We start from the raw sequence: 26,613 nt of genomic DNA on the forward strand, positions 1-26,613 counted from the left end.
GGCCTGCCGGTACAGGCCTCGGAGATGCAAGACATTCTCCATTCCGAACGCCATTCAGCGAGTACCGGCTGTTCCGCGGAAGAGTGACTGGCCGACGACCTCCGCCACCTCGCGGAGGTCGTTTCCCAGTTCTGCCAGCCGCTCCAGGGAGTGCTGGCCGGAAATCGTGATGCCGCTGATCCCGAACCGCGGCTGGCGGTTTCCGTCGGTCACCAGCGCGGCGACCGTGATGATTCCCCGATAGAGCTGGCCATCGTCGATTGCCCACCCGCGCTCGCGCGCGGCGGCAACGTCCGCCGCGTAGGTCTCGAAGCTAGGGGGCGATTGCCAGCGCAAGGTCGAGAAGCGCCGCCGCAGTTCGGAAGACGGCAGGTCCAGCGCCGCCGCGACGCAGCGGCCGATCGCGCCGATCAACTGGGGCACGCGAAGCCCGATCCGCATCTCGACCCTGACCGCCGTGTGGCTGTGGGCTCGGTCGATCAGCACGAGATGCCCGTTTTCGGTGACCCGCCACAGCACGATCAGCATGTCATAGTTGAGGGCCAGCCGTTCCAGTTCCGGACGGATCAGCTCCGCATGGCCGATCCCGATCATCCCCGCCGCCATTTCTGCCACGGCCAAGCCCAGCGTGTAGCTCTTGTCCGCGCTGTGGAAGGCGACGAAGCGGGCCCGCGCCAGGGTGCGCAGGATGTTGAAACAGGTGCTCGGGCTGATCCCCGTCCCGCGGGCCACGGCAGCCACCCCCACCCGCGCCGTCGCGCTGGAGAGGAAGCGAAGAATATGGACGGCATTCACGACGGCCCCGACATCCTTCGAGGCGGGCGCCGCATCGTTTCCATATACCGATTGATCTTCTGTATTGTGAATGATAGCCTCCCTGATCGTCGGTTGAGCGATGCAAACCGGACGGGCCGTGATATGCTCTCGGAACTCGTCGGCAGCATCATCGGCGCAAAAAAAGAAGTCAAGCTCGAGTTGGCCGGTAAATAAAATAATGGCCGGATAAAGGAAGATGTTTTGGTATCTTCCTACAATATTCGGCGATAACAAGAATTGCCTGCAAGGGAGGAAGAACGTGGAATTTCGGCAGATGAGCTATTTTCTGTCCATCGTCGATCACCGGTCGGTGTCCGCTGCCGCGGCACGTCTTGGAATCGCCCAGCCATCCCTGTCGGACGTCCTCGGAAAGCTCGAAAGGGAACTGGACGTGCAGTTGATGGTGCGGACCCCCCGCGGCACGCGCCTGACGGAGGCCGGTGCGGCGCTGGCCCGTCACAGCCGGGACATCCTGCATAACGTCGATGTCGCCGTGCAGGAGGTCAGGAACCTGGGGGGAACCAATGCCGGGGGCGCCGTTTCCATCGGCCTGCCGCCCTCGATGGCCCTTCTGTTGAGCGTGCCGCTCGCCGAGACGGTCCGCAACGATTTTCCCGCCGTCCGCCTGCGCATCATCGAATCCATGTCGGGCTATGTCCTCGACTGGCTGACGTCGGGGCATGTCGACATCGCCTGTCTCTACGACCCGCCCGATTCCGACCAGCTCGTCGTCAAGCCGCTGCTCAACGAAGAACTGTACCTCGTCACCGCACCCGATCACTGGCCGTCGGCAGAGGTCGTCGACGGCGTCGCCGTCGAAGGGTGCAGCTTCTCCGACGTCTGCAAGCTGCCGCTCGTGCTGCCGAGCCGCCCCCATGGACTGCGGGAGATCATCGAACGCCACGCCCGCTCGGCCGGCACCGCGACCAATGTGGTGATGGAGGTCGACTCGCTTGCGCAGATCCTGAAGCTGGTGGACCGGGCAAGCGCTTATACGATCCTTTCGCATGCGGCCTGCTTCGATGCGGTCCACGATGGCCGCGTCATCCTGGTTCCCATTGAGAAGCCGGCGCTGAAGCGGACCGCCTATCTGGCGCGCCGCGGCGACCGGCCCGCTAGCAGCGCCAGCCTCCAGGTGGAATCGGTGATCGGGACGATCCTGGAGGAGGCGATAAACCGCTTCAACCTGCGGGCCCAACTTGCCGCCACACGCTGACCGGCATGCCCGCTCCCGTGTCAGGAACCGGTGCCTGGCTGAATTGTTTGCCGATCCTGTTTCTGAATAAGATACAAAATTAGAAGACATAAGATCAACCATAAAGAAATATTGGAGCAACGCATAGATTTCGCCTATCCAGTATCAAGGAAAAATAGATGATCGTTCCTCCGTGTGACTTTGATATAGAAGGGCCCAGTTAAAGAGAATTGGCAATCCTGGGAGCGTCTTGCAGGTTCTTCTATTCGGAAGAACGATCCCAAGCCGGAGCGAATGGGCATGGATATGGGAATGAACGGGGTTCTGGAGGGCATCCGGATCCTTGATTTCGGCCGATACATCGCCGCCCCCTATTGCGCGGCGATGCTGGCCGGTCTGGGCGCCGAGGTCATCCGGATCGAGCGGCCCGGCGGCAACGACGACCGTTACGTGATGCCGCTCACCCCGGACGGCGAGGGCGCCGTCTATCACCAGATGAACAGCGGAAAGCGGTCGCTGACCCTCGACCTGACGCAACCGGAGGCGCGGGACATCCTGACCCGCCTCGTGGCGGGCAGCGACGTGGCGGTGGTCAACCTTCCGCCCAAGGCGGCGCATCGCCTGGGATTGGACTATGAGGCGCTGTGCGCGGTGAAGCCGGACATCATCCTGGTCTCGATCACCGCCTTCGGCTCGCGCGGGCCGCGCAAGGACAGCATCGGCTTCGATGTGACCGGCCAGGCGATGAGCGGTGCGATGGCCTTAACCGGCCTGCCCGGCCAGCCTTTCCGGTCGGCCACCTCCTATGTCGATTACAGCACCGGGATTTCCGCGGCCTATGGGGCCTTGGCGGCCATCCTGGCCCGGTACAGGACGGGGAGGGGGCAGCTGGTCGAGGCCTCGCTGCTGGGGACGGCGCTTGCCATCATGAATCCGGTGCTGATCGAGGAGGCTTCCGGCGCCCGCTCCCGAACCGCGACCGGCAACCGCAGTCCGATTTCGGGACCTTCCGATCTCTTCGTGACGCGCGACGGGTGGGTGTTCGTCCAGGTGATCGGCCAGGACATGTTCGAACGCCTGGCACGGCTCGTCGGAGCGCCGGGGCTGATCGACGACCCGCGCTTCGCCGACGACATCGGGCGCGGCGAACATGGCGAGGTCCTGAGCGCCATCGTCGCGGAGTGGTGCGCGCCGCGGACCAGCGCGGAGTGTCTGGCCGAATTGGCGGAAGCCCGTGTCCCGGGCTGCCGGCTGCTGTCGCCCGCCGAGGCGCTGGTCGAACCCCAGCATGCCGAAGGCGGACATTTCGACTGGGTGCGGCCGCCCGGGCTTTCCGCCGCGATTCCGCTCGTGGCGCCGACGGCCAGGCTGACGGCGGGGGCGCGGCCGGAGCGGCGACCGGCGCCGGCGCTGGGAGCGGATACCGACGACATCATGAAGAGCTTGGGTTACGGCGATCCTGAGATCGCCGATTTCCGGAATAGCGGCGTCGTCTGACGCGGCCGCCTGCAGACCCCCCCTGCAACCGTCGCCGGCCGGTCCATTCCCGCCCGCAGACAAGGAGTATGCGGCATGCAGACCGCATTACAAATCATTGCCACGGGGCTTCAGATCGGCGCCATCTATGTGCTGTTCTCCCTTGGCCTCACCCTGACCTTCGGAATCATGCGCATCGTCAATTTCGCGCATGGCCAGTTCTTCACCCTCTCGGCCCTGGTCGTCGCCGTGGCGATGCCGTACTTGGCGTCCGCTGGCCTGCCGCTGCCGGCGGCCTTCGCCGGCTCCGCCGCGGCCGGGGTCGCCGCCTCCCTGCTGCTGGGCCTCGTCACCTATGAGTGGGGATTCAAGCGCCTCCAGCGCGACTTCGTCGGGTCCTTCATCCTGTCGCTCGGCTTGATCCTGCTGCTCGAAGGGCTGTACCTCGACGTCTTCGGCGGCGCGGTGCGATCGGTTCCGCCAATCGTCGACGGTACGGTGTCGGTCTTCGGCGCGTCGCTGACCTCCCAGCGCCTCCTGCTCTGCTTCGTCGCCGTGGTCCTAACCGGCCTGCTCTACGCGGCGCTGGCGATGACGCCGGTGGGCAAGGCCCTGCGCGCGGCGTCGATCGACCACGAGGCGGCAATGCTCCAGGGCATCCCCTACCAGCGCATCGCGCGGCACGGCTTCATGATCGCGACGCTCCTGGCGGCGGTCGCCGGCGCCCTGATCGCACCGGTCTCGGTGGTCACCACGACGCTGGGCTCCGACTACCTGATCAAGGGGTTCATCGCCGTGATCGTCGGCGGGCTGGGCAGCATTCCGGGCGCCATCGTCGGCAGCCTGTTCATCGCGCTCGTCGAGAGCGTCGGCGGCTACTTCTTCGATCCGTCGCGGGCAAGCATCGCCATCTTCGCGCTGGTCATGGTGGTCCTGCTGGTCAGGCCCCAGGGGTTGATGGGACATGGATAATCACGCAATTCTGAAAGCCGGCGCCCCGGCCATCCTCGCCATCGCGCTTGCAGCGTCGCTTCCGGCGTCCTATGCGTCGAACCTGCTGAACTGGATCGCCATCGCCGCGCTGATCGCCGCCAGCCTCAGGATGGTCCTGCTGTTCGGCGAACTCAACTTCGGCACCGCGGCCTTCGTCAGCATCGGCGCCTATACCGCCGGCCTGCTGACGACCCGCTTCGAGGTGCCCTTCCTGGCGGCGATCCTGGCGGCCGGCGTCATGGCCGCCCTGGTCAGCATCCTGTTCGGCTATGTCACGCTGCGGATCAAGGGACCCTATTTCAAGCTGATCGGCTTCGCCTTCGCCGAAGTCGTGCGGCTCTGCTGCACGCAGATCGACTGGCTCGGCGGGAATTCCGGAATGGTCGGCATCTTTCCGCCGGCCGGCCTGGACGCTTGGTACGGCACCTTCGTCATGACCGTGGTCGTTCTGATGCTGGTCGGGCTTTATGCCGTGGAGCGGTCCGATTTCGGCAAGGTCCTGACCGCCATCCGCGACAATGACGCGGTGGTGCGGACGGTGGGCATCGACGTGCACCGGGCGAAGGTGGCCTGTTTCGCCATCGCCTGCTTCGCCGCTGGGATCGCAGGGTCGCTCCAGGCCTTCGCCAACACCGTCATCAGCCCCGGCGATTTCGGCGTGCTGCTCTCGATCATGGCGCTCGCTTACCTGAAGGTCGGCGGCGAGGAGTCGATCTTCGGACCGGTCGCCGGCGCCGCGCTCCTGATCCTTCTCGGCAGCGTCGCGCTGAGCTTCGGGGCGGGCGAACATGTCTTCTATGGCGCCGCGATCGTGCTGTCGGTGCTGATCATGCCCAAGGGGATCGTCGGCACGATCGACGGACTCCTGCGCCGGCCGGGCAGGCCGGCCGCTTCCGCCCCGGCCGTCCGGGAGGCTCGTGGACAATGACCGCCACCACCGCACTTCTGCGAACCGAAGCCTTGACCCGCCGTTTCGGCGGCCTGCTGGCGGTTTCCAATCTCGACATGGACATCCGTCCCAACGAGATCCTCGGCCTGATCGGCCCGAACGGCGCCGGCAAGAGCACGACGTTCAACCTGATCAGCGGCTTTCACAAACCGACGGCCGGACGCCTGTTCATCGGCGGGCGCGACGTCACCGGCCGGTCGCCCGAACAGATCAGCCGGCTGGGCCTGGTCCGGACCTTCCAGCACGGCAGCCTGATGCGCGGCATGACGGTGCGCGACAATCTGCTGGTCGGCGCGGTGGGGGCGCTGCCGCAGGCGCGGGGCGAACCGCGCCGCGCCCGTGTGGCGGAGACGGCCAAGCGCCTGCGCCTCGTCCCCTATCTCGACGAAAGGGCGGGCAACCTGCCGCACGGCCTCCAGCGGCTGGTCAGCATCGGGATCGCCGTCGCCACCGGGCCACGGCTGCTTTGCCTGGACGAGCCCCTGACCGGGCTGAACCAGTCGGAGGTCGCCGGCATCCTGGACCTCTTCCGCTCGATCCGGGACGAGGACGGCAGTTCGATCCTGCTGGTCGAGCACAACATGAAGGCGGTCATGCAGGTCTGCGACCGGATCGTCGTCCTTCACCACGGCCAGAAGCTCGCCAGCGGCACGCCCGCGGAGATCGGCCGCGACGAAGCCGTCATCTCCGCCTATCTGGGGAAGCGCCATGACTCCCACTGACCTTTCCCTGGAGATCACGGATCTCAGCGTCGATTTCGGCGTGGTTCCCGCTCTGCGCGGCGTATCGCTGGCGCTGCGCAGGGGGCGGATCGCCACGATCATCGGCGCCAACGGGGCCGGCAAATCGACGGTCATGAAGGCGGTCAGCGGTCTGGTGAAGCCGCGCGGCGGCAGCGTCAGCCTGTTCGGCAAGCCGATCACCGGCCTGCCCGCCGACGAGATCGTCGTGCGCGGCCTGTCGCTGGTCCCGGAAGGCCGCCGGCTGTTCGGCAGCATGACCATCCGCGAGAATCTCGAGCTTGGCGCCTATCGGCGCAGGGACAGGCAGCGGGTGGGCGAAGATTTCGCGCGCGTGCTCAACTATTTCCCGGCGCTGCGCGACCGGCTGTCCACCCCGGTCGGCAGCCTCAGCGGCGGGCAGCAGCAGATGGTCGCCGTCGGCCGGGCGCTGATGAGCGCGCCGAGGATCCTGCTGCTCGACGAGCCCACCATCGGGCTGGCCCCGGCGGTGGTCGACGACATCGCCGGGATCGTCAAGACGATCGGGCGATCCGGCGTCGACGTCCTTCTGGTGGAGCAGAATGCCGAGGTCGCGCTGTCGATCGCCGACTACGGCTACATCCTAGAAAACGGCAGCATCGTGGCCGAGGACGAGTCCGCCGCGCTGGCGCGCAGCGAGACGGTCCAGCGGGCCTATCTCGGCATCTGAGGCCGCTCCGTCGGGGGAGCGGACCATGGCATACTATTCGTTTGAAGGGCAAACTGTTCGATGACTGAAGTGAACAGCCAGTGTGGAGGGCGTCCGTGACGAAAGAGCAATCCGGTGTCTGGACGCCCAGCGCGAACGACATCGAATCCGCGAAGGTCACCGAACTTGGCAGGCTGCTCGGCGTATCGGATTACGACGCGCTCTACCGCCTGTCGATTGACGATCCCGAGCGGTATTGGAGGACGGTGACCGACTATTGCGGCATCGTCTGGCAACGTCCCTACGACCGGCTGGTCGATCTCAGCGACGGTGTGGAATTCCCGCGCTGGTTCGTCGGCGGCGAACTGAACTGGGTCGACTCGATTCTGGCCCGTGCCGCCGATCCGGACCTGCGCGACAGTCCGGCCATCGTTGCCGAACACGAGGACGGCACCGTCGGCAGCATTCCCTACGGGGAGTTGCCGGACGCGGTCGGCCGCTTCGCCGGCGGGCTTGCGGCCCTGGGCATCGGACGCGGCGACCGTGTCGGCCTGCTGATGGAAACCGGCATCGAAAGCATCGTCTCCCTGCTGGCGCTCTCCCATATCGGCGCCATCGCCGTGCCGCTGTTCAGCGGCTTTGGCGTCGATGCAATCGTGGCACGGCTTGCCTCCTGCTCGGCAACGGCGCTGCTCGGCACCACGGGCTTCCACCGGCGCGGCCGCTGGGTCGGCGTGCTGGCGCATCTGCGCGAGGCGGCGGCGAGCCTCCCGGACCTGAACAGCATCATCGTCAAGCGGCGGTCGGCGGACGAGGAACTGCCGGCCGGGTGGCACGACTGGAACGCCGTATCGGCATCCGGAACGGCGCACGCCGCGAAAGCGTCGGCGCGCATGTCGCCCGACGATCCCTTCATGATCATCTACACCTCCGGCACCACGGGAAAGCCCAAGGGAGCCGTCCACACCCACGGCGGCTTTCCGGTCAGGATCGCCCACGACGCCGCGGTCCACTTCAATGTCGGGCGGGGGGACGTGTTCTGCTGGCCGGCGGACATGGGCTGGATCGCCGGCTCTCTGGTCGCCACCACGGCGCTGATGCGGGAAGCGACGCTGGTCTGCTATGACGGCGCCCCCGACTTTCCAGACTGGTCGCGCATGTCGCGGCTGATCGAACGGCACCGCATCACCCATTACGGATCCGCGCCGACCCTGATCCGCGGACTGGCCGCCAATGCGGCGGTGTCGACGCGGGGCGACCTGTCGAGCGTGCGGCTGCTGATCACCGCTGGCGAGGGCATCGACCCCGAACACTTCCAGTGGTACCAGCAGAATTTCGGCCATGGGATGGCACCGGTCATCAACTATACCGGCGGCACCGAGGTATCGGGGGCCCTGCTGTCCAGCGTCGTGGTCAAGCCGATCGTTCCGTCGGGCTTCAACACGGCAACGCCGGGAATCGTGGTGGACGTGGTCGACGAGACCGGGCGTAGCCTGACCGGCCAGGTCGGCGAACTGGCGGTCCTCGGCCCCTTCATCGGCATGACCAAGGCCTTCTGGCAGGACCGCGAGCGTTATCTCGACAGCTACTGGCGGACCATTCCCGGCATGTGGATCCACGGGGATCTGGCGATGCGGGACGGCGACGGCAATCATTTCCTGCGCGGACGCTCGGACGACACCCTGAAGGTCGCCGGCAAGCGGCTGGGGCCGGCGGAGGTGGAGGACGTGCTGCTGGAACTGGCGGACGTCGCGGAGGCTGCGGCCATCGGGGTGGACGACGCGGTCAAGGGGCAGAAGCTGGTGGTCTTCGTGGTTCCCGCAACGGACGGCGCGCGCGACGACGCGGCGCTGTCGGCGGCGGTCGGGAAGCACATCGAGCTGCGGCTCGGCAAGCCCTTCCGGCCGGAGAAGGTCCATGTGGTGAGCCAGATCCCCAAGACGCGCACCAGCAAGAGCATGCGGCGCGTGATCCGCAACATCTACCAGAACCGCCCGCCGGGCGACCTGACCGCCCTGAGCAACCCCGACGCGCTCGACGAGATCAGGGCGGCAATCGGCCAATAGGCGGCGGCAGCAAGGAGGGGAAAATGGATCTGGAGTTGAAGGGCAGAAAAGTCCTGATTACCGGCGCATCGCAGGGCATCGGGGAGGGGCTGGCCCACGCGTTCGCCGCCGAAGGCTGCTCGCTGCGTCTGGTGGCGCGGTCCGCCGACAAGCTCGACGCGCTGGCGCAGGCGATCCGCGCCGAATACGGAGTTACCGTCGCCGTGCAGGCGCTCGACCTGACCGAACCGGGGGCGATCGACCGCCTCGTCGGGGTCTGCGGCGTGGTGGACGTGCTGGTCAACAATGCCGGTGCCATTCCGGGCGGCGACCTGTGGGAGATCGACGCGGAGCGTTGGCGCGCCGGATGGGAGCTGAAGGTCTTCGGCTACATCGATCTGACACGGACGATGTACCGGCTGATGAAGGCGAACGGCGGCGGCGTGATCCTGAACAACATCGGGAACGGCGGCGAAGTCTTCGATTTCAACTACATCGCCGGAAGCACGGGCAATGCCAGCCTGATGGCCTTCACCCGCGCGCTCGGCGGGCGCAGCCTGGACGACAACATCCGGGTGGTGGGCGTAAATCCGGGGCCGGTGGCGACCGCCCGCATCGAGGGTCTTCTGAAGAAGCGCGCCAAGGCGCTCCATGGCGACGAGGGGGACTATCGGCAATTGTCGCGGGCCTATCCGCTGGGCCGTCCGGCCCATGTGGCGGAGGTCGCCAACCTCTTCGTCTTCCTGGCTTCGCCGCGTTCGGGATACACGTCGGGCGCGATCTTCACCGTCGATGGCGGCATCGCCTCCCGTCGTTCCATAACGTGAAAGACAGTGACATGAGCGACCTCTATGCCAGCTACCAGCGGATCCGGTTCGACCGTCCGGCGGACGGCGTCCTGCGCCTGACGCTGAACCGGCCGGAGCGGATGAACGCGCTGGACGCCATCGGTCATCGCGAGCTGACCGACGTCTGGCGCGACATCGACCGCGACCCCAGTGTCAGCGCCGTTATCCTGTGCGGCGAGGGGCGGGCCTTCTCCGCCGGGGGCGATTTCGAGATGATCGACGAGATGATCGGCGACTTCGACGCGCGCTGCCGGGTCTGGAAGGAAGCCAAGGACCTCGTCTACAACATCATCAACTGCTCCAAGCCGATCGTCTCCGCCATTCAGGGGCCGGCCGTCGGGGCGGGCCTAGTGGCGGCCCTGCTGTCGGACATCCCGATCGCGGCCAAGGACGCCAAGATCGTCGACGGGCACACCCGGCTGGGTGTCGCCGCCGGCGACCATGCCGTGATCCTCTGGCCGCTTCTGTGCGGCATGGCGAAGGCCAAGTATTACCTGATGCTGTGCGAACCGCTGACGGGACAGAGGGCCGAGGAGATCGGGCTGGTCGCGCTCTGCGTCGAGGAAGCGGAGCTTCAGGAAACCGCGCTGAAGACGGCGATCCGCCTGGCCGAGGGGGCGCCGAGCGCCATCCGCTGGACCAAATACGCCCTGAACAACTGGCTCCGCATGGCCGGACCGATGTTCGACACCTCGACCGCCCTGGAAATTCTGGGTTTCAGCGGACCCGACGTGCGGGAGGGCGTGGCGTCCCTGCGCGAGAAGCGCCCGCCGTCTTTTGGGAAATCCTGCTCCGTCTGACCGTTCGCACCGCCCGGACGCCGCTTCCAGCCCGGTGGCGTCCAGGCTGCCCGGCATACGGACCGGTCCGCCGGTAATGGAAGGGTCGATTTTAAAATATAGGAGTGGCCTATATCTGCCACGGCCTTAAAAATCGAAGTCTTCTATTCCAATAATCCCGGTGAGATAATCGTTCCGACAGCTTGGCCGACTGGCTGACCGGCGTCGCTCCCATGAACCGGGACGCCGTCTCTCGCACCGGGCCCGGCTACACGCACCGACAATACATGCGGCGGCACCCAGGGAATTCCCGCGCGAAGGGAAAATCCCGGCGCGGCTCCGCCGCCTGCGGGAACAGCGGATCGCCAATGATCGATGCCGAAAAGCTACTGAAGACAGAAATTCCGGAAATCCGCCAGAGCGTGAGCAAGCGGGACGCGATCCTCTACGCGCTGTCGGTCGGGCTCGGGCAGGATCCGCTGGACGAGCGGCAGCTCGATTTCGTTGATCACCACCGCGATCTGGCGGCGGTCCCCTCCATGGCGGTGGTGCTGGGCCATCCCGGATTCTGGCTCGGCCGCGACGACAGCGGGGTCGATCCCAAATCGGTCCTTCATGGGGAACAGCAGATCGAGCTGCTGCGCCCGCTGCCTGTGGACGGGCAGGTGATCGGACGGACGCGCATCGCCGGCCTGATCGACAAGGGGGTCGGGGGAGCCGCTCTCCTGCTGACCGAAAAGCGAATCGTCGATGCCGCCACCGACGACCTTCTCGCGGTGACGCGCAGCACAACGTTCCTGCGCGGCGGCGGCGGCTTCGGGGGCTCGCCCGGACCGCTTCCGCCGGTGCATGCCGTTCCCGAGCGAGCGCCCGACATGATCGTCGACCTCGCCACCCGGCCCGAGCAGGCTTTGCTCTACCGGCTGAACGGCGACGACAACAGCCTGCATGCCGATCCCGCGGTGGCGCTGCATGCCGGCTTCCCGCGGCCGATTCTGCACGGGCTGTGCAGCTTTGGCGTGGCCTGCCACGCCCTGCTCCGGGCGCTGGCGGACTACCGGCCGGACCGGTTGCGGCGGATGTCCCTCCGGTTCTCCGCACCGGTCTTTCCCGGCGAAACCATACGCACCGAGATTTGGCGCGACGGATCGTTCCGGGCGCGGGTGGTCGAACGCGACGCGGTGGTTCTCAACAACGGGTTCGTCGAATTCACGTAATGGCGGTTCGCTGCCGGCGCGGATGATCGGAATTGAAGGGTGCGGGGCTATGAGTATCGATGCGGACCGGTTGGAAAACAATCGCATGATCCGTGACAGCGCGCAGGCGATCGCCAGGCGCGGTGACTTGCGGCGCGCCCGCGACTGGCGTGACCGGTCGCCCGGCTTCGACCGCGCGGTCTGGCGCGCGATGGGCGATCTCGGCTGGATCGGATTGCGGGTCGACGAGGCGGATGGCGGCTCCGGCCTCGGCATGCTGGAGTTCTGCGCGCTGGTCGAGGAACTGGGCGCCACCCTGACGCCGGAGCCGCTGATCGCCGCCGCTGCTGCCGTCCGCCTGCTCGGCCGCAACGCCGGCAGCGACCGGCTGTCGGGCGACCGTATCGTGCTGCTCGCCTGGCAGGAGCGCGCCGGCAGCCTCGACCCCGCCGGTGGAGCGAGCGTCGCCGGCGGGCGGCTTTCCGGCTGCAAGCGCTTCGTGCCGGCCGCCGACGCGGCGGACGAGTTCCTCGTGACGACGGAAAGCGGCCTAGTCCTGGTGCCGCGCGACGCCGCCGGCCTGACTGTCGAGCGGTCCCCGGGGCAGGATGGCGGGCATCTGGCGACCCTGCATTTCGACGGCGTGCAGGGGGAGCTCCTGCCGGGCGACGCCGGCCGGGTGCTCGACGAGGCTGCGCTCGCCACCGCGGCCTACCTGCTGGGGGTGATCGAGGGGGCGCTGGCGCTGACCGTCGACTATCTGAAGACGCGCCGCCAGTTCGACGTGCCGATCGGCAGCTTCCAGGCTCTGCAGCATCGCGCGGTCGACCTTACGCTCCAGGCGGCGCTGACCCGTGCCAGCGTCGAGAGTGCTGCGGCCTGCCTCGACGGCGGGGCCGTCGGCGCGGAGGCGCAGGCGGCGGTGTCGCGGGCGAAGGCCCGCGCCTCGGACGCGGCGATGCTGGTGACCCGGCAGACGATCCAGCTGCATGGCGGGATCGGCTACACCGACGAATGCGACGTCGGCCTTTACCTGCGCAAGGCGATGGTGCTGGCGCCCGCCTATGGCGGCGCTGCCCTGCACCGGCGCCGCTACGCCGCGCTCCAGTCCCCGGTGGACGAAGTGGTGGACGAAGTGGCGGACGGGCCGTGAAGCCGGCGACCCCAGACGAGAGGCGAACACAGATCATGACGACCCCGACGCAACCGCCGGATTTCGACGCGCTGGGCGACGAGGAATTCCGCGCCGCCGTCCAGACCTTCCTGGCCGACCACCATCCCCGCCACCTGCGCAACCCGGCCAAGCGGCTGCACTGGGACGAGGCCCGGGATTGGTACCTGACCCTCGCCGGCCATGGCTGGCTGGCGCCCAGCTGGCCCCGCCGGTATGGCGGCATGGGCCTTTCGGCCTCCAAGCAGCTGATCTACGTCGACGAGTTCGAGCGGTTCGGGGCGGCCCGGCTGCCTGACCATGGGATTATCCTGCTCGGCCCCCTGCTGATCCGTCACGGCAGCGAGGAGCAGAAATCCCATTTCCTGCCGAAAATCCTCTCGGGCGAGCATATCTGGTGCCAGGGCTACAGCGAACCCAACGCCGGTTCCGACCTCGCCTCGCTGCGGACCGAGGCGGTGCTCGACGGTGAGGAATGGGTGATCAACGGCCAGAAGACCTGGACGACGCTGGCCCAGGACGCCAACTGGATCTTCCTGCTGGTCCGTACGGCCAAGGGCGACAGGAAGCAGGAGGGGATCAGCTTCCTGCTGGCGCCGATGGACAGCCCCGGCATCACGGTGCGCCCGATCCTGAACATCCACCGCCATGACGAGTTCTGCGAAGTCTTCTTCGACAATGTCCGGGTGCCGAAGGGCAATCTGGTCGGGGAGATCAACCGCGGCTGGTCGATGGCGAAGGCACTGCTGGGGTTCGAGCGCATCTTCCTCGGCTCGCCCAGGCAGTCGGCCCATGCGCTGGCGCGGCTGAAGCATCTGGCGCGGCATCTCGGCGTTTGGGACGATCCGGTCTTCCGCGACCGCTACACGCAGCTGGCGCTCGATCTGGCCGATCACAACGCGCTGTTCGAGACCTTCGCCGACCGGCTGCGCCGCGGCGAAAGCCTGGGGGCCGACGTCTCGCTCCTGAAGATCCACCAGAGCGAACTGTTCCAGCGCATCACCGACACCATGATGGAGATCGCGGCGGAGCATGCCGGCCTGCTCGACCCGATCGGCGGCGACCGCGACCTGGATCCGGCCGGCCTGTTCATCACCGCCCGCGCGGCGACCATCTACGGCGGCTCGTCGGAGGTGCAGCGGAACATCCTGGCGAAGAGCGTGCTGGGCTTGCCCTCCTGAATTCAAACCCGAGGATTCTACGAATGCTACTTGAAGGAAAGGCCGTGATCGTCACCGGTGCCGGTGGCGGCATCGGCCGCGACATCGCCATCGCGATGGCCGCCGCCGGGGCTGCGGTGGTGATCAACGACGTGGGGGCATCGCTCGGCGGTGCTGGCCAGTCGGCGACGCCGGCCGAGGAAACCAGGGCCATCATCGAGCGGGCCGGCGGCCGCGCCTGCATCAGCACCGACAGCGTCAGCGAGTGGACCGGCGCACAGAAGATCGTGCAGGCGGCGCTGGACCATTTCGGCCGCATCGACGCGGTGGTCAACAATGCCGGCATCCTGCGCGACGCCATGTTTCACAAGCTGTCGCCGGAGGACTGGCTTTCCGTCATCGCCGTCCACCTGAACGGCAGCTTCTTCGTCAGCCGGGCCGCCGCCGACCATTTCCGTGCGCAGGAAAAGGGCGCCTACGTCCACATGACCAGCACGTCCGGGTTGATCGGCAATCTGGGGCAGTCGAACTACTCCGCGGCCAAGCTCGGCGTCGCCGCCCTGTCCAAGTCGATCGCGCTGGACATGAAACGCTACAACGTGCGCTCCAACTGCATCGCCCCCTTCGCCTGGAGCCGGATGACCAGCGGCATCCCCGCCGAGACACCCGAGCAGAAGGCCCGCGTGGAAAAGCTGATGCGGATGACGCCGGCCAAGAACGCCCCGCTCGCCGTCTACCTGGCGTCCGACGCAGCCCAGGGCGTCACCGGGCAGATCTTCGCGGCGCGCAACAACGAAATCGTCCTGATGAGCCAGAGCCGTCCGCTGCGCACGATCCACCGCGGCGAGGGCTGGACGCCCGACACCATCGTCGAGCACGGCATGGCGGCGCTGAAGCCGTCCTTCGTGCCGCTCGACTGCAGCGCCGACGTGTTCAGCTGGGATCCCGTCTGATCCCGCCACCGGAGTGATCGATGATGAGACGAGCAGCCTTTGTCAGCCCGGTCCGCACGCCGGTCGGCACGTTCGGCGGCAGCCTTCAGCCGGTGCCGGTCGAGGAACTCGGCGCGGTGGCGGTCAGGGCCGTGCTGGAGCGCACCGGCATCGACCCGGCACTGATCGAGGACGTGGTCTTCGCCCAGTCCTATGCCAACAGCGAAACGCCCTGCGTCGGCCGCTGGATCGCCCTACATGCCGGGCTGCCCATCGAGGTTCCGGGGATGCAGCTGGACCGCCGCTGCGGCGGTGGTCTCCAGGCGCTGATCACCGCCGCCATGATGGTTGAGACCGGGGCCTGCGACGTCGTGCTGGCCGGCGGCGTCGAGAGCATGAGCAACATCGAATACTATACGACCGGCATGCGTTGGGGAGCCCGGTCCGGAAACGCCGCTCTCTACGACCGGCTCGACCGCGGGCGGGAGCGGTCGCAGCCCGAGCACCGCTTCGGCCGCATCTCCGGCATGATCGAGACGGCCGAGACCCTCGCCCGCATCCATGGGATCACGCGGGAAGAGGCCGACGCCTTCGCCGCCGAAAGCCATCGCCGGGCCGCCGCCGCCTGGGAGGCCGGGCGATTTGACGAGGAGGTCGTCCCCGTCACGGTTCCCCGCCGCAGGCAGGAGCCGGTGGTCGTCGGTCGTGACGAGGGCATCCGTCCCGCCACGACCCCGGAAAGCCTGGCCCGCCTGAGCCCCTTGACCAAGGGCGGCACCGTGACCGCCGGCAATGCCAGCCAGCAGAACGACGCCGCCGCAGCCTGCCTCGTGGTCGCCGAGGACAGGCTGGAGGCGCTGGGACTGTCGCCGATGGGCTTCCTCTCCGGCTGGGCTGCGGCGGGGTGCGATCCGGCGACCATGGGCTTCGGCCCGGTCCCGGCGGTGAAACGGCTGTTCGGCAAGACCGGGCTGTCCTTCGCCGACATCGATCTGGTGGAACTGAACGAAGCCTTTGCCGCGCAGGTTCTGGCGGTGCTCAAGGGGTGGGACTGGGACGACCGCTCCCGCCTCAACGTGAACGGCTCGGGCATCTCGCTCGGCCATCCGATCGGGGCGACCGGGGTGCGGATGATGACCACGCTGCTGCACGAGCTGCGCCGCCGCAAGGGGCGTTACGGGCTGGAAACCATGTGCATCGGCGGCGGGCAGGGTCTCGCCGCCCTGTTCGAGGCGGCTTGACGCGGTGCCGCGCGAAATCACCCTCGACGCGCTGGACTTCACCGAGTTCGTGCGTCCCGGCGATCTGGTCGCCTGGGGGCAGGCGGCGGCGGAGCCGCTGCCGCTGACTACCGCCCTGATGGCCCAGCGCCATCGCATCGGCGGCTTCCGCGCCTTCCTGGGGATCACGCTGACCGGGACGGCCGATCCGGCGCATGCCGACGCCGTTACCTTCTCCAGCTATTGCGGCAGCGGGGAGAACCGGCGGCTGGCCGCCGCCGGGTTGCTCGACCCGCTGCCCTGCCATTACTCGGACATGGCGGCCAGGCTTCCCGGGGCGGTCGATGTGCTGCTGGTGCAGGTGGCGGAAGGGCCGCATGGGTTCAGCCTCAGCCTTGCGCACGAGTATCTTGTGCCGCTGGTCGCCACGGCCCGTCTGGTCATCGCCGAAGTGAACGGGCGGGCTCCCTGGACCGGTGGGGACGGGGTCCTGCCGGCCGACGCCATCGACGTGATGGTGCGGACCTCGCGGCCGGTGGTGGAGTTGCCGGCGGCCGATGCCGGTCCCGTGGACCAGTTGATCGCGCGGCGGGTCGCCGCCCTGATCGAAGATGGTGCGACCTTGCAGATGGGGCTGGGTGGCGTGCCGAAGGCGATCCTGGGCGATCTCGCCGACCGGCGCGACCTGGGGATCCACTCGGGCGTGATCGGCGACGAGGTGGTCGACCTGATCGAGCGGGGCGTCGTGACGAACGCCAGCAAGACGGTCGATCGCGGCGTGTCGGTGGCCGGAATGCTGATGGGCAGCCGGCGTCTGTACCGGTTCGCCGACCGCAATCCGGCGGTGTCGCTGCGGGCCACCGCCTACACGCACGATACCGGCGTTCTGGAGGGCATCGACCGCTTCGTCGCGATCAACTCCGCGATCGAAGTGGATCTGACCGGCCAGATAAATGCCGAAACGGTCAGGGGGGTCCATGTCGGTGCGGTCGGCGGTGCGGTCGATTTCCTGCGCGGCGCCCACCGCTCGCGCGGTGGACTGCCCATCGTCGCCTTGCCGGCGACCGCCGGCAAGGCGGACCAGACGGTCAGCCGCATCGTCGGCCACCTGTCCGGCCCGGTCAGCACGGCCCGCTCCGATGCCGGCATCATCGTGACGGAGCATGGCGTGGCCGACCTACGCGGCCTCACCCTGTCGCAGCGGGTGAAGCGGATGATCGACGTCGCGGCCCCACCGTTCCGCGAGGGGCTGGACCGCGAAGCCCGTGAACTCGGGCTGGCGCGCTGAAACTTCATTTCCGGCAGGAGGCATCATGGACTTGCGGTTGGCCGGGAAGGTCGCCGTCGTGAACGGCGCCAGCCAGGGCATCGGCTATGCCATCGCGCGCATGCTGGCCGGTGAAGGGATGAAACTGGCGATCAGCGCCCGCAAGGAGGCGGCGCTGGCGGAGGCGGCGGACCGCATCCGCAGCCAGACCGGCGCCGAGGTCCTTCCCATCGCCGCCGACATCCGCAGCGCCGAGGATTGCGAGCGCATCGTCGCGCAATCCCTCGCCCATTACGGTGGAGCGGACGTGCTGGTCAACAATGACGGCGCGCCACCGGTCGGCGGCCTGCTCGGCTTCGACGATGCCCGATGGGCGGTGGCGGTCGAGCAGAATTTGATGAGCGTCGTCCGCATGACCCGCGGCTTCGTCCCGTCGATGCGGCGGCGCGGCGGCGGCAGTGTGGTCAACATCACCGCCATATCGGCCATCCAGCCGATCGCCACCTATGGGCTGTCCGTCGCGACCTGGGCGGGGGTGATCGGCTACGCCAAAACCGCGTCGATCGAACTCGGCGCCGACAACATCCGCATCAATACGGTCTGTCCGGGACCGGTGCATACCGGGCGCCTGGAAAAGGCGGCCGCGAAAATCGGAAGCCGCCTGGAGGATCTGTGGGAGGATCTGGGCCGGGACATTCCGCTCGGCCGTGTCGGCCAACCGGAAGAGATCGCCGACGTGGTGGCGTTCCTGGCCTCGCCACGCAGTTCCTACGTCACCGGCACGACGCTGCAGGTCGATGGCGGCATGCTGAAGGGGATCCGCTGAGGCGGCGGACTTCCCGGCTTGCTCCGGGACGGGCCTGTGGCCCGAACCGGAGAACCCTGTTCAGCCGCGCAGGAAGCCGCTGGCCGGATCGATCCAGTCCTGCCGGGGTGGGTTGAAGATGTCGTATTCGAGCGTGTCCTCCAAGGCCTCGACGCTGTGAGGCAGGTCGGAAGGGATCATCACGATCCCGCCGGCACCGACGACGATCTCCTGCTCCCCCGCTTCGCCGAACGTGAATTTCAAAGCGCCCGAGACGACGTGGGTGAATTGCTCGTTCGGGTGGGAATGGCGGGGCACCGTGTCGCCCTTGCGGAACTTCACCTCGCCGACCATCACGGTCCCGCTCGTAACGAAGCGCCGGGTGATCGATCCGCGCAGATGTTCCGACGGCAGGTCGGACCAAATGTAGTGTGTCGCCTGTTCAGCCATTTTCCTTCGATTCCGACAAACTGTTTGTTTGGTGAGAAAGCATTCTCCGGATGAGCGGCGTGATCGCAATGAAGGAAATTCGGGCCATAGCCAATTTCTATGGAAGAAATAGATAAAAACTGGCGCTGTCCCGCTGGCAATACATGGCTGGGGAATGCACAGTTTCCAGGATATTTGCAGGTGCCCCATGATCAGCGACCGGTAGGCACGCGGCCTGCCGGCTCGACACGGTGCGCTTTGCCGGCACCACAATTCAAATCAGGGAGAGGGACCATGAAGGGAAGCGTCAGGCTGGCTCTGGCCGTCGGCGGCATGATCACCTTGGCGGCCGGGACCGGCCGGGCGGCGGACGAGGTGGTCAGGCTCGGCCTCTCGGTGCCGTTGTCCGGTACCGCGGCCGTCTGGGGCAAGGCGGCGGATTGGCTCTGCAAGCGGGCGGCGCAGGACGTCGCCGCGGCGGGAGGAGTCAAGGTCGCCGGCAAGACCTATGCCTTCGAATGCATTTCCTACGACAACAAGTACAACGCCGCCGACGGGGCGAAGGTGGCGCAGACGCTGCTGAACCGCGACGGGGTGCGCTTCATCGCGTTGAGCATCGGAACCGCGCCGGTGCGGGCGTTGCAGTCGCTGTCGGAACGGAACGGCGCCCTGCTGTTCACGGTTGCCTGGGGCGCCAGCATCAAGGGTCCGAACTTCCCGCTGACCTTCACCCAGATGAACACGCCGTACGAACTGTTCGGGCCGCTGCTGGGCTATGTGAAGAACGAGAATCCCGGCATCAGGACGGTGGCGCTGCTCAATCCAAACGACGCGACCGGACAGGATTCCGAACCGGTCAACCGCAAGGTCTGGGAATCGCTGGGCGTCAAGGTGGTGTCGAGCGACTGGTACGAGCGCGGAACCACCGAATTCCAGCCGATCGCCGCCAAGATCGCCGGCATGAAGCCGGATGCGGTCGACCTCGGAACCTCGCCGCCCGGCGAGAGCGGCTCGATCCTCCGGGAGCTGAAGGTGCTGGGCTGGGACGGCGTGAAGGTCGAAGGCACCGGATCGGGCACCGACGGCATCGTCCAGACCGGCGGCGAGGCGGCCAACGGCGTCTATGTCGGCGCCGCCATTCCCTTCGACGGGCCGTTCGCGACAGACAAGCAGAAGGCGATCAACGAGGAGGCCCGCGCGGCGTTCGGCGAGAACCTGAACGCCATCGAGATCGGCGCCTACAATGCCGTGATGGCGCTCAAGGCCGGCATGGAAAAGGCGCAGAGCGTCGATCCGCGCAAGGTCGCGGCGGCGCTGCCCGAGGTAGTGTTCGACTCCTTCTACGGGCCGGCCGCCTATGGTGGGAAGGCGGACTACGGGTCGGCGCAGCAGATGCTCATCCCCGTGATCGTCAGCCAGATCCAGGGTGGAAAGCTGGTGGAGCGGCAACGGATCCTGCCCGACGAGCTGAAGGCCCGCATCGGACAGTGACGGCCGGCGGCGGACGATGCCGTCGCGTGCCAAACGGGGATTTTCAATGTCCATCAGAACCAGGATCATGGGCGGCTTCCTCGGCCTGCTGCTGTTGACGGCCGCCGTCGCAGCCGCCGGCTGGCAGGGTCTGGAGGCCTTCGCGCGGCATGTCGCCGGCGCCCAGGCGGCACAGCAACTGGCGATGGATGCCGCCGCCATGGTCGCCGCCGGCGACAGGGCGGGGCGGGGTGCGGCGCCGGACGACGGCAAAGACGTGGAGCGGCTGATCCGACAGGTGCTCGCGGACATCGCCCTGGTCGGCCGGCTGTCGGAGATCGCCACCGACGAGCAGGCGGTGCTCGAGGCACCGGTCGGAGTCTTCAGGGCTGCCGTCGAGGAGCAGGCCGCGCAGCAGGGCGCCATCCGGGAGATCAGCCGCTCCCTGAACGAGGTGACCGGGGGATTGCAGACGGTGGCGACCGCCGTCGCCGATGCCCAGGCCAAGGAGGTGTCGGCAGCGCGGACCGCCTTCGCCCAGGTGAAGCAGCGTCAGGCGAAGGTCGCGGTCGCCGATCAGCTGATGAGCGCGCTCGGCCAGGATCTTGCCGAACTTCAAGGGGCGCAGGCCGTCTGGAAGAAGTCAGTCGATCCTGCCGATGCGGAGCGGTTGCGCTGGGTTCTGGACGGGACCGGGGCCGCGGTGACGGCCCTGCGGGCAAGGCTGGGCGAGGGATCGGCGGCGGTGGCGCTGGCCGCCGCGCTGGATGCCTACACAGAGGTGCTCGATGCCGCGCTCCGCACGGCCGACGGGCGGGGGCTCGACGGAGCGCTGGCGCTCGTGCGGGACCGCATGGGCCTGCTGAGGACTGCGGTTCTGGAGGAGCGCAACACCGTGAGCGACCAGATGGAGGAGGCGCAGGATCGGCTGACCAAGGCCACCGATCTCCGCGATGCCGCGCTCACCACGATCGGGCTCGGCAATCGTGCGCAGGCCGAGGGTCTGGCGCTGGTCGCCACCGGAACCGACAGCGCCGATCTCGACCAATCGACCGAGCTGCTGCTGGGGATCACCGAGGAGATCTATTTCCGTGTCGCCGACCCGGACATCCGCCGGAATTTGGGCAGGCTCCGCAACGACATCGGGCAGCTCCGCGCCGGCGCCGGGAAGATCGTCGCCGCCAAATCGGAGCAGCGGCGCCTGACCGCCAGCCTGTATGCCAGTGCCGGAGAGGTCACCGCGCAGGCCGAGCGGTTGCGCCGCCTCGGGCTTGACCGGATGGAGCAGGGGCGGCGGGAAGCTGGCTGGCTGATCGCGGCGGGGGTGTCGTTCGCCCTGGTGATCGGGAGCGGTCTCGCCTGGGGGATCGGGCGGGGGATCACCGGCCCGCTGGCCGGGATCGTCACCGCCATGCGCTGTCTGGCGCGGGGCGAGATGATCGACAGCGTGCCCGGCCATGACAGGCGGGACGAACTGCGCACCGTGGCGGAGGCGCTCGACGTCTTCCGGGCCAACATCCTGGAGATGGATCGTCTGAAGCGGGAGCAGGACGGCATCCGGGAACAGGCGGGGATGGCGCGGCGCGCGGCGATGGAAACGCTCGCCGCATCGTTCGACCGGAACGTCCATCGGGTGGTGGAGGCGGTGGGCTCCTCCGCCCGGAGCTTGCAGGACACGGCGTCGCGCCTGTCCGAGACGACTGGTCAGGCGTCCGGGGAAGCGTCGAGCGCCGCGGATGCGGCCTCCGGCGTCACCATCGACGTCGAGACCGTTGCCTCGGCGACCGAGGAGCTGTCGGCCTCGATCGGCGAGATCGGCCAGCAGATGGACAGCTCGGTCCGGATCACGGCGGAAGCCACCGCTGCAGCCAGGGAGTCGACCCGGAAAATGGCCGCGCTGTCGCAGGCCGCGTCGGAGATCGAAGCCATCGTGCAGATGATCCAAGGCATCGCCGAGCAGACGAACCTGCTGGCGCTGAACGCCACCATCGAAGCGGCCCGGGCCGGGGAGGCGGGGCGCGGTTTCGCCGTGGTCGCGGGAGAGGTCAAGCAGCTCGCCAGCCAGACCTCGCAGGCGACGGAGAGCATCACCGGCCGGATCCTGTCGGTGCAGAGGGCGTCGCAGGACTCGGCACAGGCCATCCAGGCCATCACCGAAATCATCGGCCGGATCGACGCGATCACCGAAGGGGTGTCGGACGCCGTGGAAAAGCAGGGCATCGCGATCCGCGAGATCGCGACCGGAATGCAGCGGGTGGCCGGGAGGACGGGCGACGCCTCCAAAAGCATCGGCGGGGTCTCGGCTGCGATGGCGAGTACCGACGGGATCGCCGGATGCGTCCTTGCCGCCGCGACGGCGCTGGCCGGCGAAGCGGATTCCCTGCGGGTGCAGGTGGACGGCTTTCTCAAGCAGGTGGCGTCGGCCTGACGGCACCGCGCCCGACTGCCGGTGGCGGCATCCCCACCTGCAACCCTTATCCGGCATAGGCCCGTCCTATGGATGGACCGACGGCCCGACTGGGGCCTAGGTCGCCCGTCCGCCGGGTGTTAGTCTTCCAAACAAGTCGGGTCTTACGGACCTCTGCACCGCAGAAAGTTCGTTGGTAAAACGGAAGGTCGGCGCTTCGCTGCGGGATCGTGCGATCTCCTGGAAGCCCCCTCAAGACGCCATGCCCACGGAAAGATCAGCCGCCGCGCCGTCCTTCGACGGCGCGATCCGCATCCGCGCGGGCCGCTTCCACCGGACCCGACCGTCGGCTTCCGGCAATAATCCATGAGACAGGGTGGAGACATGCAAAATACAGAAACGGTCGCCCATCTCCCGGCCATCAAGTCGGGGTCGGCGACATGACCCTCAACCTGATCATCGAGCAGGTGCTGAACGGCTGTCAGCTCGGCGTGATGCTCTTCATGATGTCGGCGGGGCTCACGCTGGTGTTCGGCATCATGAACCTGATCAATCTGGCCCACGGCTCGCTCTACATGATCGGCGCCTACGTGGCGGCGAGCGTGCTGGCTGCGACGGGAAACTTCCTGCTGGCCGTGCTGGTCGCGGTGCCGGCCGCCGCGGCGGTCGGCTACGCGGTCGACCGCGTCCTGCTGAGGCACTTCTATCGCCGCAGCCATCTGGACCAGACGCTGGCGACCTTCGGGCTGATCCTGGCGGCGAACGAGCTGGTCCGCATGATCTGGGGAGCGACGCCCCTGGCCATGCCGTTGCCCGGCCTGCTGGCGGGATCGGTGCCGCTGCTCCCCGACCTGCAATATCCGGTGTTCCGGCTGGTGGTCCTGGCGGTCGGGCTGGTCATGGCCGGAGTCCTCTATGTGCTGGTGACCCACACCCGCGGCGGCATGTGGGTCCGCGCCGGAGCCAGCGACCGGACCATGGCGGCGGCGCTCGGCATCGATGTCTCGCGCGTCTTCTCCGTGGTGTTCGTCGCCGGCGCGGCCCTGGCCGGTCTGGCCGGCGTCATGGCCGGACCGATCCTTGCGGTCCAGGTCGGCATGGGGGAACCGATCCTGATCCTGGCGCTGGTGGTCGTCGTGGTCGGCGGCCTGGGATCGATCCGAGGCGCCTTCGTCGCGGCCCTGCTCATCGGCCTGGGCGACACCTTCGGCCGGGTGCTGCTGCACCCCGCCCTGGGGTCCATGGCGATTTACGTCATCATGGCGACCCTGCTCGCCCTGCGACCGGGAGGCCTGTTTCCGAGCCATGCTTGACAAACCTCAACAGACGACATTCCGCCCGTCGGCGTCCTGGTCCGGCCTGCAATCCCTGCGCCCCCTGGCGCCGGTCATCGTCCTGGTCGGGCTTCTGGCTCTCGTGCCGGTGCTGGCGGAGGGGCTGGACCAGCCGTTCCTGATCCGCGTGTTCACCCGCATGGTGGTGTTCGCCATCGCCGCCGTTTCGCTGAACATCGTCCTGGGCGTGGCCGGGCTGGTCAGCCTGATGCATGCCGCCCTGTTCGGGCTCGGCGGCTACACCGTGGCGATCCTGGCGGAGCACGGCACGACCGAGCTGCTGGTCCTGGTGCCGGCGGCGGTCCTGGGAAGCGGGCTGGCCGCCGCGGTCTTCGGGCTGATCGCCCTGCGGACGGCCGGCGCGTACTTCATCATGATCACGCTCGCCTTCAACCAGATGTTCTTCTACTTCTTCGTCGCGCTGGAGCGGTATGGCGGCGAGGAGGGGCTGCAGGTCTTCGCGCCGCTCGACGTCGCCGGCATGGCGCTCGGCGGGCGGACCACGATCTTCTACCTGTGCCTGGCGGTGCTGCTCGCCGTGCTGGTGGCGGGGACGCGGCTCGCCGACAGCCGCTTCGGCATGGTGATCCGTGCCGCCGCCGGCAACGACCGGCGCGTATCCTCGGTCGGCATCGCGCCGCTGAGCTATCGTCTGGCGGTCTTCGTCATCGCCGGGGCGGTTGCCGGACTGGCGGGAGCCCTGCTGGTCGTGTCGCAGACGTTCATCAGCCCGGCCGAGATGTCCTGGGTGCGATCCGGCGATCTGATCGTCATGGTCGTGCTGGGCGGCATGGCGACGGTCTGGGGCCCGGCCCTGGGGGCCGTGGTGTTCCTCCTGCTGGAACTCGTCCTATCGGCGCTGACCATCCATTGGCAGCTTCCCTTCGGCATCATCATCATCCTGCTGGTCCTGTTCCTGCGCGACGGTCTCGCCAACCTGATCGGCGCCTTGCGCAGCGGCGATGGAGGGCGTGGCCATGACTGAGTCCATTCTGCAGGTCGTCGGGCTGGGCAAGCGGTTCGGCGGGCTGCAAGTGACCCGCGACCTGTCGCTCGACGTCCGCCGGCATGAAACGCATGCCCTGATCGGTCCGAACGGGGCGGGCAAGACGACCTTCATCAACCAGCTGCACGGCGGCATCCTGCCCGACGCCGGCGCCATTCGGTTCGATGGGGTGGAGATCACGCGGGAGCCGGTGCATCGCCGGGCCCTGCTGGGGGTCGCACGGTCGTTCCAGATCACCTCGATCGTCGCCGGCTTCACCGCGCTGCAGAACGTGGCGCTGGCGGTCCAGGCGCGGCAGGGGCACAGCTTCCGCTTCTGGAAGCGGGCCGACGACGACCGCACGCTGCAGGAACCGGCGATGGAGTGCCTGCGGCTGGTCAATCTGGCCGGCCGGGCCCATACCAAGGCGGCCCACCTGTCGCACGGCGACCGCCGCCAGCTGGAGATCGCCATCGCGCTGGCGATGGAGCCGAAGCTGCTCCTGCTCGACGAGCCGATGGCCGGCATGGGACGAGACGAGAGCCAGCGGCTGGTGCAACTGCTGAAATCGCTCAAGGGCCGCTACACCATCGTCATGGTGGAACACGACATGGATGCGGTGTTCTCGCTGGCCGACCGGGTGAGCGTTCTGGTGCGCGGCAGCGTCATCGCCACCGGCACGCCGGCCGAGATCGGCGCCGACCCGGCGGTCCAGGCCGCCTATCTCGGTCATCAGCATTAGAGTGCGATCGGTTCGGACGGACTCGTCTGAAGCGTGAATTGCACGGAAAATCAAACGACCAGAGTCCACCGGATGCTTCGGTGAGCCTCCGGTGGACTCTAAGGGGGCGGCATGCTTCTCGAATTGTCGAACGTCCAGGCCGGCTACGGTGCCGTCCGGATCCTGCACGGACTCTCGCTCCGGCTGGCGAAGGGGGAGGCGATTGCGCTCGTCGGCCGCAACGGGATGGGAAAGACGACCACGATCAACACGATCATGGGCATTTGTCCGCCGCGTGGCGGAACCATCGCCTTCGACGGGGCGCGGATCGACGCGATGCCGGTCCACCGGATCGCCAGTCGCGGCGTCGGTCTGGTTCCCGAGGGGCGCCGGATCTTTCCCAATTTGACCGTCCGCGAGAACCTGTTGATGGCGGCTCGTCCGGCGCCCGCGCGGAATACCGGGCGCAACTGGTCCTACGATCGGGTACTGGAGGTCTTCCCGCGCCTGCGCGAGCGGTTGGGCAATCCCGGCAACCTGCTGTCCGGCGGCGAGCAGCAGATGCTGGCGATCGGACGGGCGCTGGTCACCAACCCGTCGCTGCTGATCCTCGACGAGGCGACGGAGGGGCTGGCCCCGCTGATCCGCGAGGAAATATGGGCCAACCTCGCCATGCTTCGCTCCGACGGCATGTCGATGATCGTCGTCGACAAGGAGATCGAGGCGGTCTGCAAGGTGGTCGACCGGCAGTACATCATCGAAAAAGGGGCCGTGGCGTGGGAGGGCAGGGGATCGGCCCTGCTGGACGACGAGGCCCTGCGCAACCGCTACCTGAGCGTCGGCGAAGCCACGGCCTGAGGCATCGCCGGAGCGGCCGGGCGGCCCCGTGTGGCTATCGGCTATGTCCGGGATAGCCGCTTCCTATGGGGCCGGAGCGGCCGGGCTCCGGCTCTTCCTTCGGTACGGCGAAGATGGAATGCTGCCCTCCGCGCCCCTTGCCCGGCA

24 protein-coding genes are annotated in these 26,613 nt (G+C 67.7%); 22 read left to right on the forward strand and 2 right to left on the reverse strand.

What is annotated here, in order from left to right; genetic code table 11:
* Positions 1-54 precede the first annotated feature (54 nt).
* Positions 55-1,050, reverse strand: coding sequence for an IclR family transcriptional regulator (locus tag ABNQ38_RS04265; protein ID WP_377805856.1), 996 nt, complete (start codon positions 1,048-1,050; stop codon positions 55-57).
* Between the two features lie 40 nt (positions 1,051-1,090).
* On the opposite strand from ABNQ38_RS04265, the gene ABNQ38_RS04270 reads away from it, so the two are divergent.
* From ABNQ38_RS04270 to ABNQ38_RS04345, 16 genes are all read left to right on the forward strand, one after another.
* Positions 1,091-2,032, forward strand: a complete 942-nt coding sequence (locus tag ABNQ38_RS04270) for a LysR family transcriptional regulator (protein ID WP_377805857.1) — start codon at positions 1,091-1,093, stop codon at positions 2,030-2,032.
* A gap of 291 nt (positions 2,033-2,323) precedes the next feature.
* Complete coding sequence (locus ABNQ38_RS04275) at positions 2,324-3,508, forward strand: CaiB/BaiF CoA transferase family protein (RefSeq protein WP_377805858.1); 1,185 nt, start codon at positions 2,324-2,326, stop codon at positions 3,506-3,508.
* A gap of 75 nt (positions 3,509-3,583) precedes the next feature.
* The gene (locus ABNQ38_RS04280) at positions 3,584-4,459 is read left to right on the forward strand and encodes a branched-chain amino acid ABC transporter permease (protein ID WP_377805859.1); all 876 of its coding nucleotides are present in this window, start codon (positions 3,584-3,586) and stop codon (positions 4,457-4,459) included.
* A complete protein-coding gene (locus tag ABNQ38_RS04285) occupies positions 4,452-5,408 on the forward strand; it encodes a branched-chain amino acid ABC transporter permease (RefSeq protein WP_377805860.1) in 957 nt (318 codons plus the stop codon). The genes ABNQ38_RS04280 and ABNQ38_RS04285 overlap by 8 nt, the downstream gene beginning before the upstream one ends.
* A complete protein-coding gene (locus ABNQ38_RS04290; protein ID WP_377805861.1) occupies positions 5,405-6,151 on the forward strand; it encodes an ABC transporter ATP-binding protein in 747 nt (248 codons plus the stop codon). Before ABNQ38_RS04285 ends, ABNQ38_RS04290 begins: the two co-directional genes overlap by 4 nt.
* Complete coding sequence (locus ABNQ38_RS04295) at positions 6,138-6,860, forward strand: ABC transporter ATP-binding protein (RefSeq protein WP_377805862.1); 723 nt, start codon at positions 6,138-6,140, stop codon at positions 6,858-6,860. The genes ABNQ38_RS04290 and ABNQ38_RS04295 overlap by 14 nt, the downstream gene beginning before the upstream one ends.
* A gap of 95 nt (positions 6,861-6,955) precedes the next feature.
* Complete coding sequence (locus ABNQ38_RS04300; protein ID WP_377805863.1) at positions 6,956-8,905, forward strand: AMP-binding protein; 1,950 nt, start codon at positions 6,956-6,958, stop codon at positions 8,903-8,905.
* Positions 8,906-8,928: 23 nt separating this feature from the next.
* A complete protein-coding gene (locus ABNQ38_RS04305) occupies positions 8,929-9,711 on the forward strand; it encodes an SDR family oxidoreductase (RefSeq protein WP_377805864.1) in 783 nt (260 codons plus the stop codon).
* Positions 9,712-9,722: 11 nt separating this feature from the next.
* Positions 9,723-10,532 (forward strand): enoyl-CoA hydratase/isomerase family protein, encoded by an 810-nt coding sequence (locus tag ABNQ38_RS04310; RefSeq protein WP_377805865.1) that lies wholly within the window; start codon positions 9,723-9,725, stop codon positions 10,530-10,532.
* 182 nt (positions 10,533-10,714) lie between these two features.
* Positions 10,715-11,728 carry a MaoC/PaaZ C-terminal domain-containing protein gene (locus ABNQ38_RS04315; protein ID WP_377805866.1) on the forward strand — a complete coding sequence of 338 codons (1,014 nt, stop codon included), beginning with the start codon at positions 10,715-10,717 and terminating at the stop codon, positions 11,726-11,728.
* A gap of 85 nt (positions 11,729-11,813) precedes the next feature.
* Positions 11,814-12,860, forward strand: coding sequence for an acyl-CoA dehydrogenase family protein (locus ABNQ38_RS04320; protein ID WP_377805867.1), 1,047 nt, complete (start codon positions 11,814-11,816; stop codon positions 12,858-12,860).
* A gap of 35 nt (positions 12,861-12,895) precedes the next feature.
* Entirely contained in the window at positions 12,896-14,059 is a 1,164-nt protein-coding gene (locus tag ABNQ38_RS04325; RefSeq protein WP_377805868.1) for an acyl-CoA dehydrogenase family protein, read from the forward strand.
* A 23-nt stretch (positions 14,060-14,082) separates the two neighbouring features.
* The gene (locus tag ABNQ38_RS04330; protein ID WP_377805869.1) at positions 14,083-14,991 is read left to right on the forward strand and encodes an SDR family NAD(P)-dependent oxidoreductase; all 909 of its coding nucleotides are present in this window, start codon (positions 14,083-14,085) and stop codon (positions 14,989-14,991) included.
* A 20-nt stretch (positions 14,992-15,011) separates the two neighbouring features.
* Positions 15,012-16,211, forward strand: coding sequence for an acetyl-CoA C-acetyltransferase (locus tag ABNQ38_RS04335; protein WP_377805870.1), 1,200 nt, complete (start codon positions 15,012-15,014; stop codon positions 16,209-16,211).
* Positions 16,212-16,215: 4 nt separating this feature from the next.
* Positions 16,216-17,478, forward strand: a complete 1,263-nt coding sequence (locus ABNQ38_RS04340) for an acetyl-CoA hydrolase/transferase family protein (RefSeq protein WP_377805871.1) — start codon at positions 16,216-16,218, stop codon at positions 17,476-17,478.
* Positions 17,479-17,503: 25 nt separating this feature from the next.
* Positions 17,504-18,283, forward strand: a complete 780-nt coding sequence (locus ABNQ38_RS04345) for an SDR family oxidoreductase (RefSeq protein WP_377805872.1) — start codon at positions 17,504-17,506, stop codon at positions 18,281-18,283.
* 60 nt (positions 18,284-18,343) lie between these two features.
* Here the strand turns inward: ABNQ38_RS04345 and ABNQ38_RS04350 are convergent, their stop codons facing one another.
* Positions 18,344-18,712 (reverse strand): cupin domain-containing protein, encoded by a 369-nt coding sequence (locus ABNQ38_RS04350; RefSeq protein WP_377805873.1) that lies wholly within the window; start codon positions 18,710-18,712, stop codon positions 18,344-18,346.
* A gap of 273 nt (positions 18,713-18,985) precedes the next feature.
* Here ABNQ38_RS04350 and ABNQ38_RS04355 point away from each other — a divergent pair, with 273 nt between their 5' ends.
* From ABNQ38_RS04355 to ABNQ38_RS04380, 6 genes are all read left to right on the forward strand, one after another.
* On the forward strand, positions 18,986-20,182 hold the full coding sequence (locus ABNQ38_RS04355) for an ABC transporter substrate-binding protein (RefSeq protein WP_377805874.1): 1,197 nt from the start codon (positions 18,986-18,988) through the stop codon (positions 20,180-20,182).
* A gap of 46 nt (positions 20,183-20,228) precedes the next feature.
* Positions 20,229-22,589 (forward strand): methyl-accepting chemotaxis protein, encoded by a 2,361-nt coding sequence (locus ABNQ38_RS04360; protein ID WP_377805875.1) that lies wholly within the window; start codon positions 20,229-20,231, stop codon positions 22,587-22,589.
* Between the two features lie 419 nt (positions 22,590-23,008).
* On the forward strand, positions 23,009-23,881 hold the full coding sequence (locus ABNQ38_RS04365; protein WP_377805876.1) for a branched-chain amino acid ABC transporter permease: 873 nt from the start codon (positions 23,009-23,011) through the stop codon (positions 23,879-23,881).
* Entirely contained in the window at positions 23,874-24,887 is a 1,014-nt protein-coding gene (locus ABNQ38_RS04370; RefSeq protein WP_377805878.1) for a branched-chain amino acid ABC transporter permease, read from the forward strand. Before ABNQ38_RS04365 ends, ABNQ38_RS04370 begins: the two co-directional genes overlap by 8 nt.
* A complete protein-coding gene (locus ABNQ38_RS04375; RefSeq protein ID WP_377805879.1) occupies positions 24,880-25,629 on the forward strand; it encodes an ABC transporter ATP-binding protein in 750 nt (249 codons plus the stop codon). The genes ABNQ38_RS04370 and ABNQ38_RS04375 overlap by 8 nt, the downstream gene beginning before the upstream one ends.
* Before the next feature lie 111 nt (positions 25,630-25,740).
* Positions 25,741-26,466 (forward strand): ABC transporter ATP-binding protein, encoded by a 726-nt coding sequence (locus ABNQ38_RS04380; RefSeq protein WP_377805880.1) that lies wholly within the window; start codon positions 25,741-25,743, stop codon positions 26,464-26,466.
* The last annotated feature ends 147 nt before the right edge of the window (positions 26,467-26,613 follow it).

It is taken from the genome of Azospirillum sp. A29 (assembly GCF_042604625.1).
In the GTDB taxonomy this organism is placed as follows: Bacteria; Pseudomonadota; Alphaproteobacteria; order Azospirillales; family Azospirillaceae; genus Azospirillum; species Azospirillum palustre.

Coding starts and splice junctions, on each gene's coding strand:
- ABNQ38_RS04320 (WP_377805867.1), top strand. CDS start 11,814: ATGATCCGTGACAGCGCGCAGGCGATCGCCAGGCGCGGTGACTTGCGG.
- ABNQ38_RS04380 (WP_377805880.1), top strand. CDS start 25,741: ATGCTTCTCGAATTGTCGAACGTCCAGGCCGGCTACGGTGCCGTCCGG.
- ABNQ38_RS04350 (WP_377805873.1), bottom strand. CDS start 18,712: ATGGCTGAACAGGCGACACACTACATTTGGTCCGACCTGCCGTCGGAA.
- ABNQ38_RS04370 (WP_377805878.1), top strand. CDS start 23,874: ATGCTTGACAAACCTCAACAGACGACATTCCGCCCGTCGGCGTCCTGG.
- ABNQ38_RS04375 (WP_377805879.1), top strand. CDS start 24,880: ATGACTGAGTCCATTCTGCAGGTCGTCGGGCTGGGCAAGCGGTTCGGC.
- ABNQ38_RS04275 (WP_377805858.1), top strand. CDS start 2,324: ATGAACGGGGTTCTGGAGGGCATCCGGATCCTTGATTTCGGCCGATAC.
- ABNQ38_RS04290 (WP_377805861.1), top strand. CDS start 5,405: ATGACCGCCACCACCGCACTTCTGCGAACCGAAGCCTTGACCCGCCGT.
- ABNQ38_RS04355 (WP_377805874.1), top strand. CDS start 18,986: ATGAAGGGAAGCGTCAGGCTGGCTCTGGCCGTCGGCGGCATGATCACC.
- ABNQ38_RS04345 (WP_377805872.1), top strand. CDS start 17,504: ATGGACTTGCGGTTGGCCGGGAAGGTCGCCGTCGTGAACGGCGCCAGC.
- ABNQ38_RS04295 (WP_377805862.1), top strand. CDS start 6,138: ATGACTCCCACTGACCTTTCCCTGGAGATCACGGATCTCAGCGTCGAT.
- ABNQ38_RS04360 (WP_377805875.1), top strand. CDS start 20,229: ATGTCCATCAGAACCAGGATCATGGGCGGCTTCCTCGGCCTGCTGCTG.
- ABNQ38_RS04310 (WP_377805865.1), top strand. CDS start 9,723: ATGAGCGACCTCTATGCCAGCTACCAGCGGATCCGGTTCGACCGTCCG.
- ABNQ38_RS04280 (WP_377805859.1), top strand. CDS start 3,584: ATGCAGACCGCATTACAAATCATTGCCACGGGGCTTCAGATCGGCGCC.
- ABNQ38_RS04305 (WP_377805864.1), top strand. CDS start 8,929: ATGGATCTGGAGTTGAAGGGCAGAAAAGTCCTGATTACCGGCGCATCG.
- ABNQ38_RS04270 (WP_377805857.1), top strand. CDS start 1,091: ATGAGCTATTTTCTGTCCATCGTCGATCACCGGTCGGTGTCCGCTGCC.
- ABNQ38_RS04285 (WP_377805860.1), top strand. CDS start 4,452: ATGGATAATCACGCAATTCTGAAAGCCGGCGCCCCGGCCATCCTCGCC.
- ABNQ38_RS04325 (WP_377805868.1), top strand. CDS start 12,896: ATGACGACCCCGACGCAACCGCCGGATTTCGACGCGCTGGGCGACGAG.
- ABNQ38_RS04365 (WP_377805876.1), top strand. CDS start 23,009: ATGACCCTCAACCTGATCATCGAGCAGGTGCTGAACGGCTGTCAGCTC.
- ABNQ38_RS04330 (WP_377805869.1), top strand. CDS start 14,083: ATGCTACTTGAAGGAAAGGCCGTGATCGTCACCGGTGCCGGTGGCGGC.
- ABNQ38_RS04335 (WP_377805870.1), top strand. CDS start 15,012: ATGATGAGACGAGCAGCCTTTGTCAGCCCGGTCCGCACGCCGGTCGGC.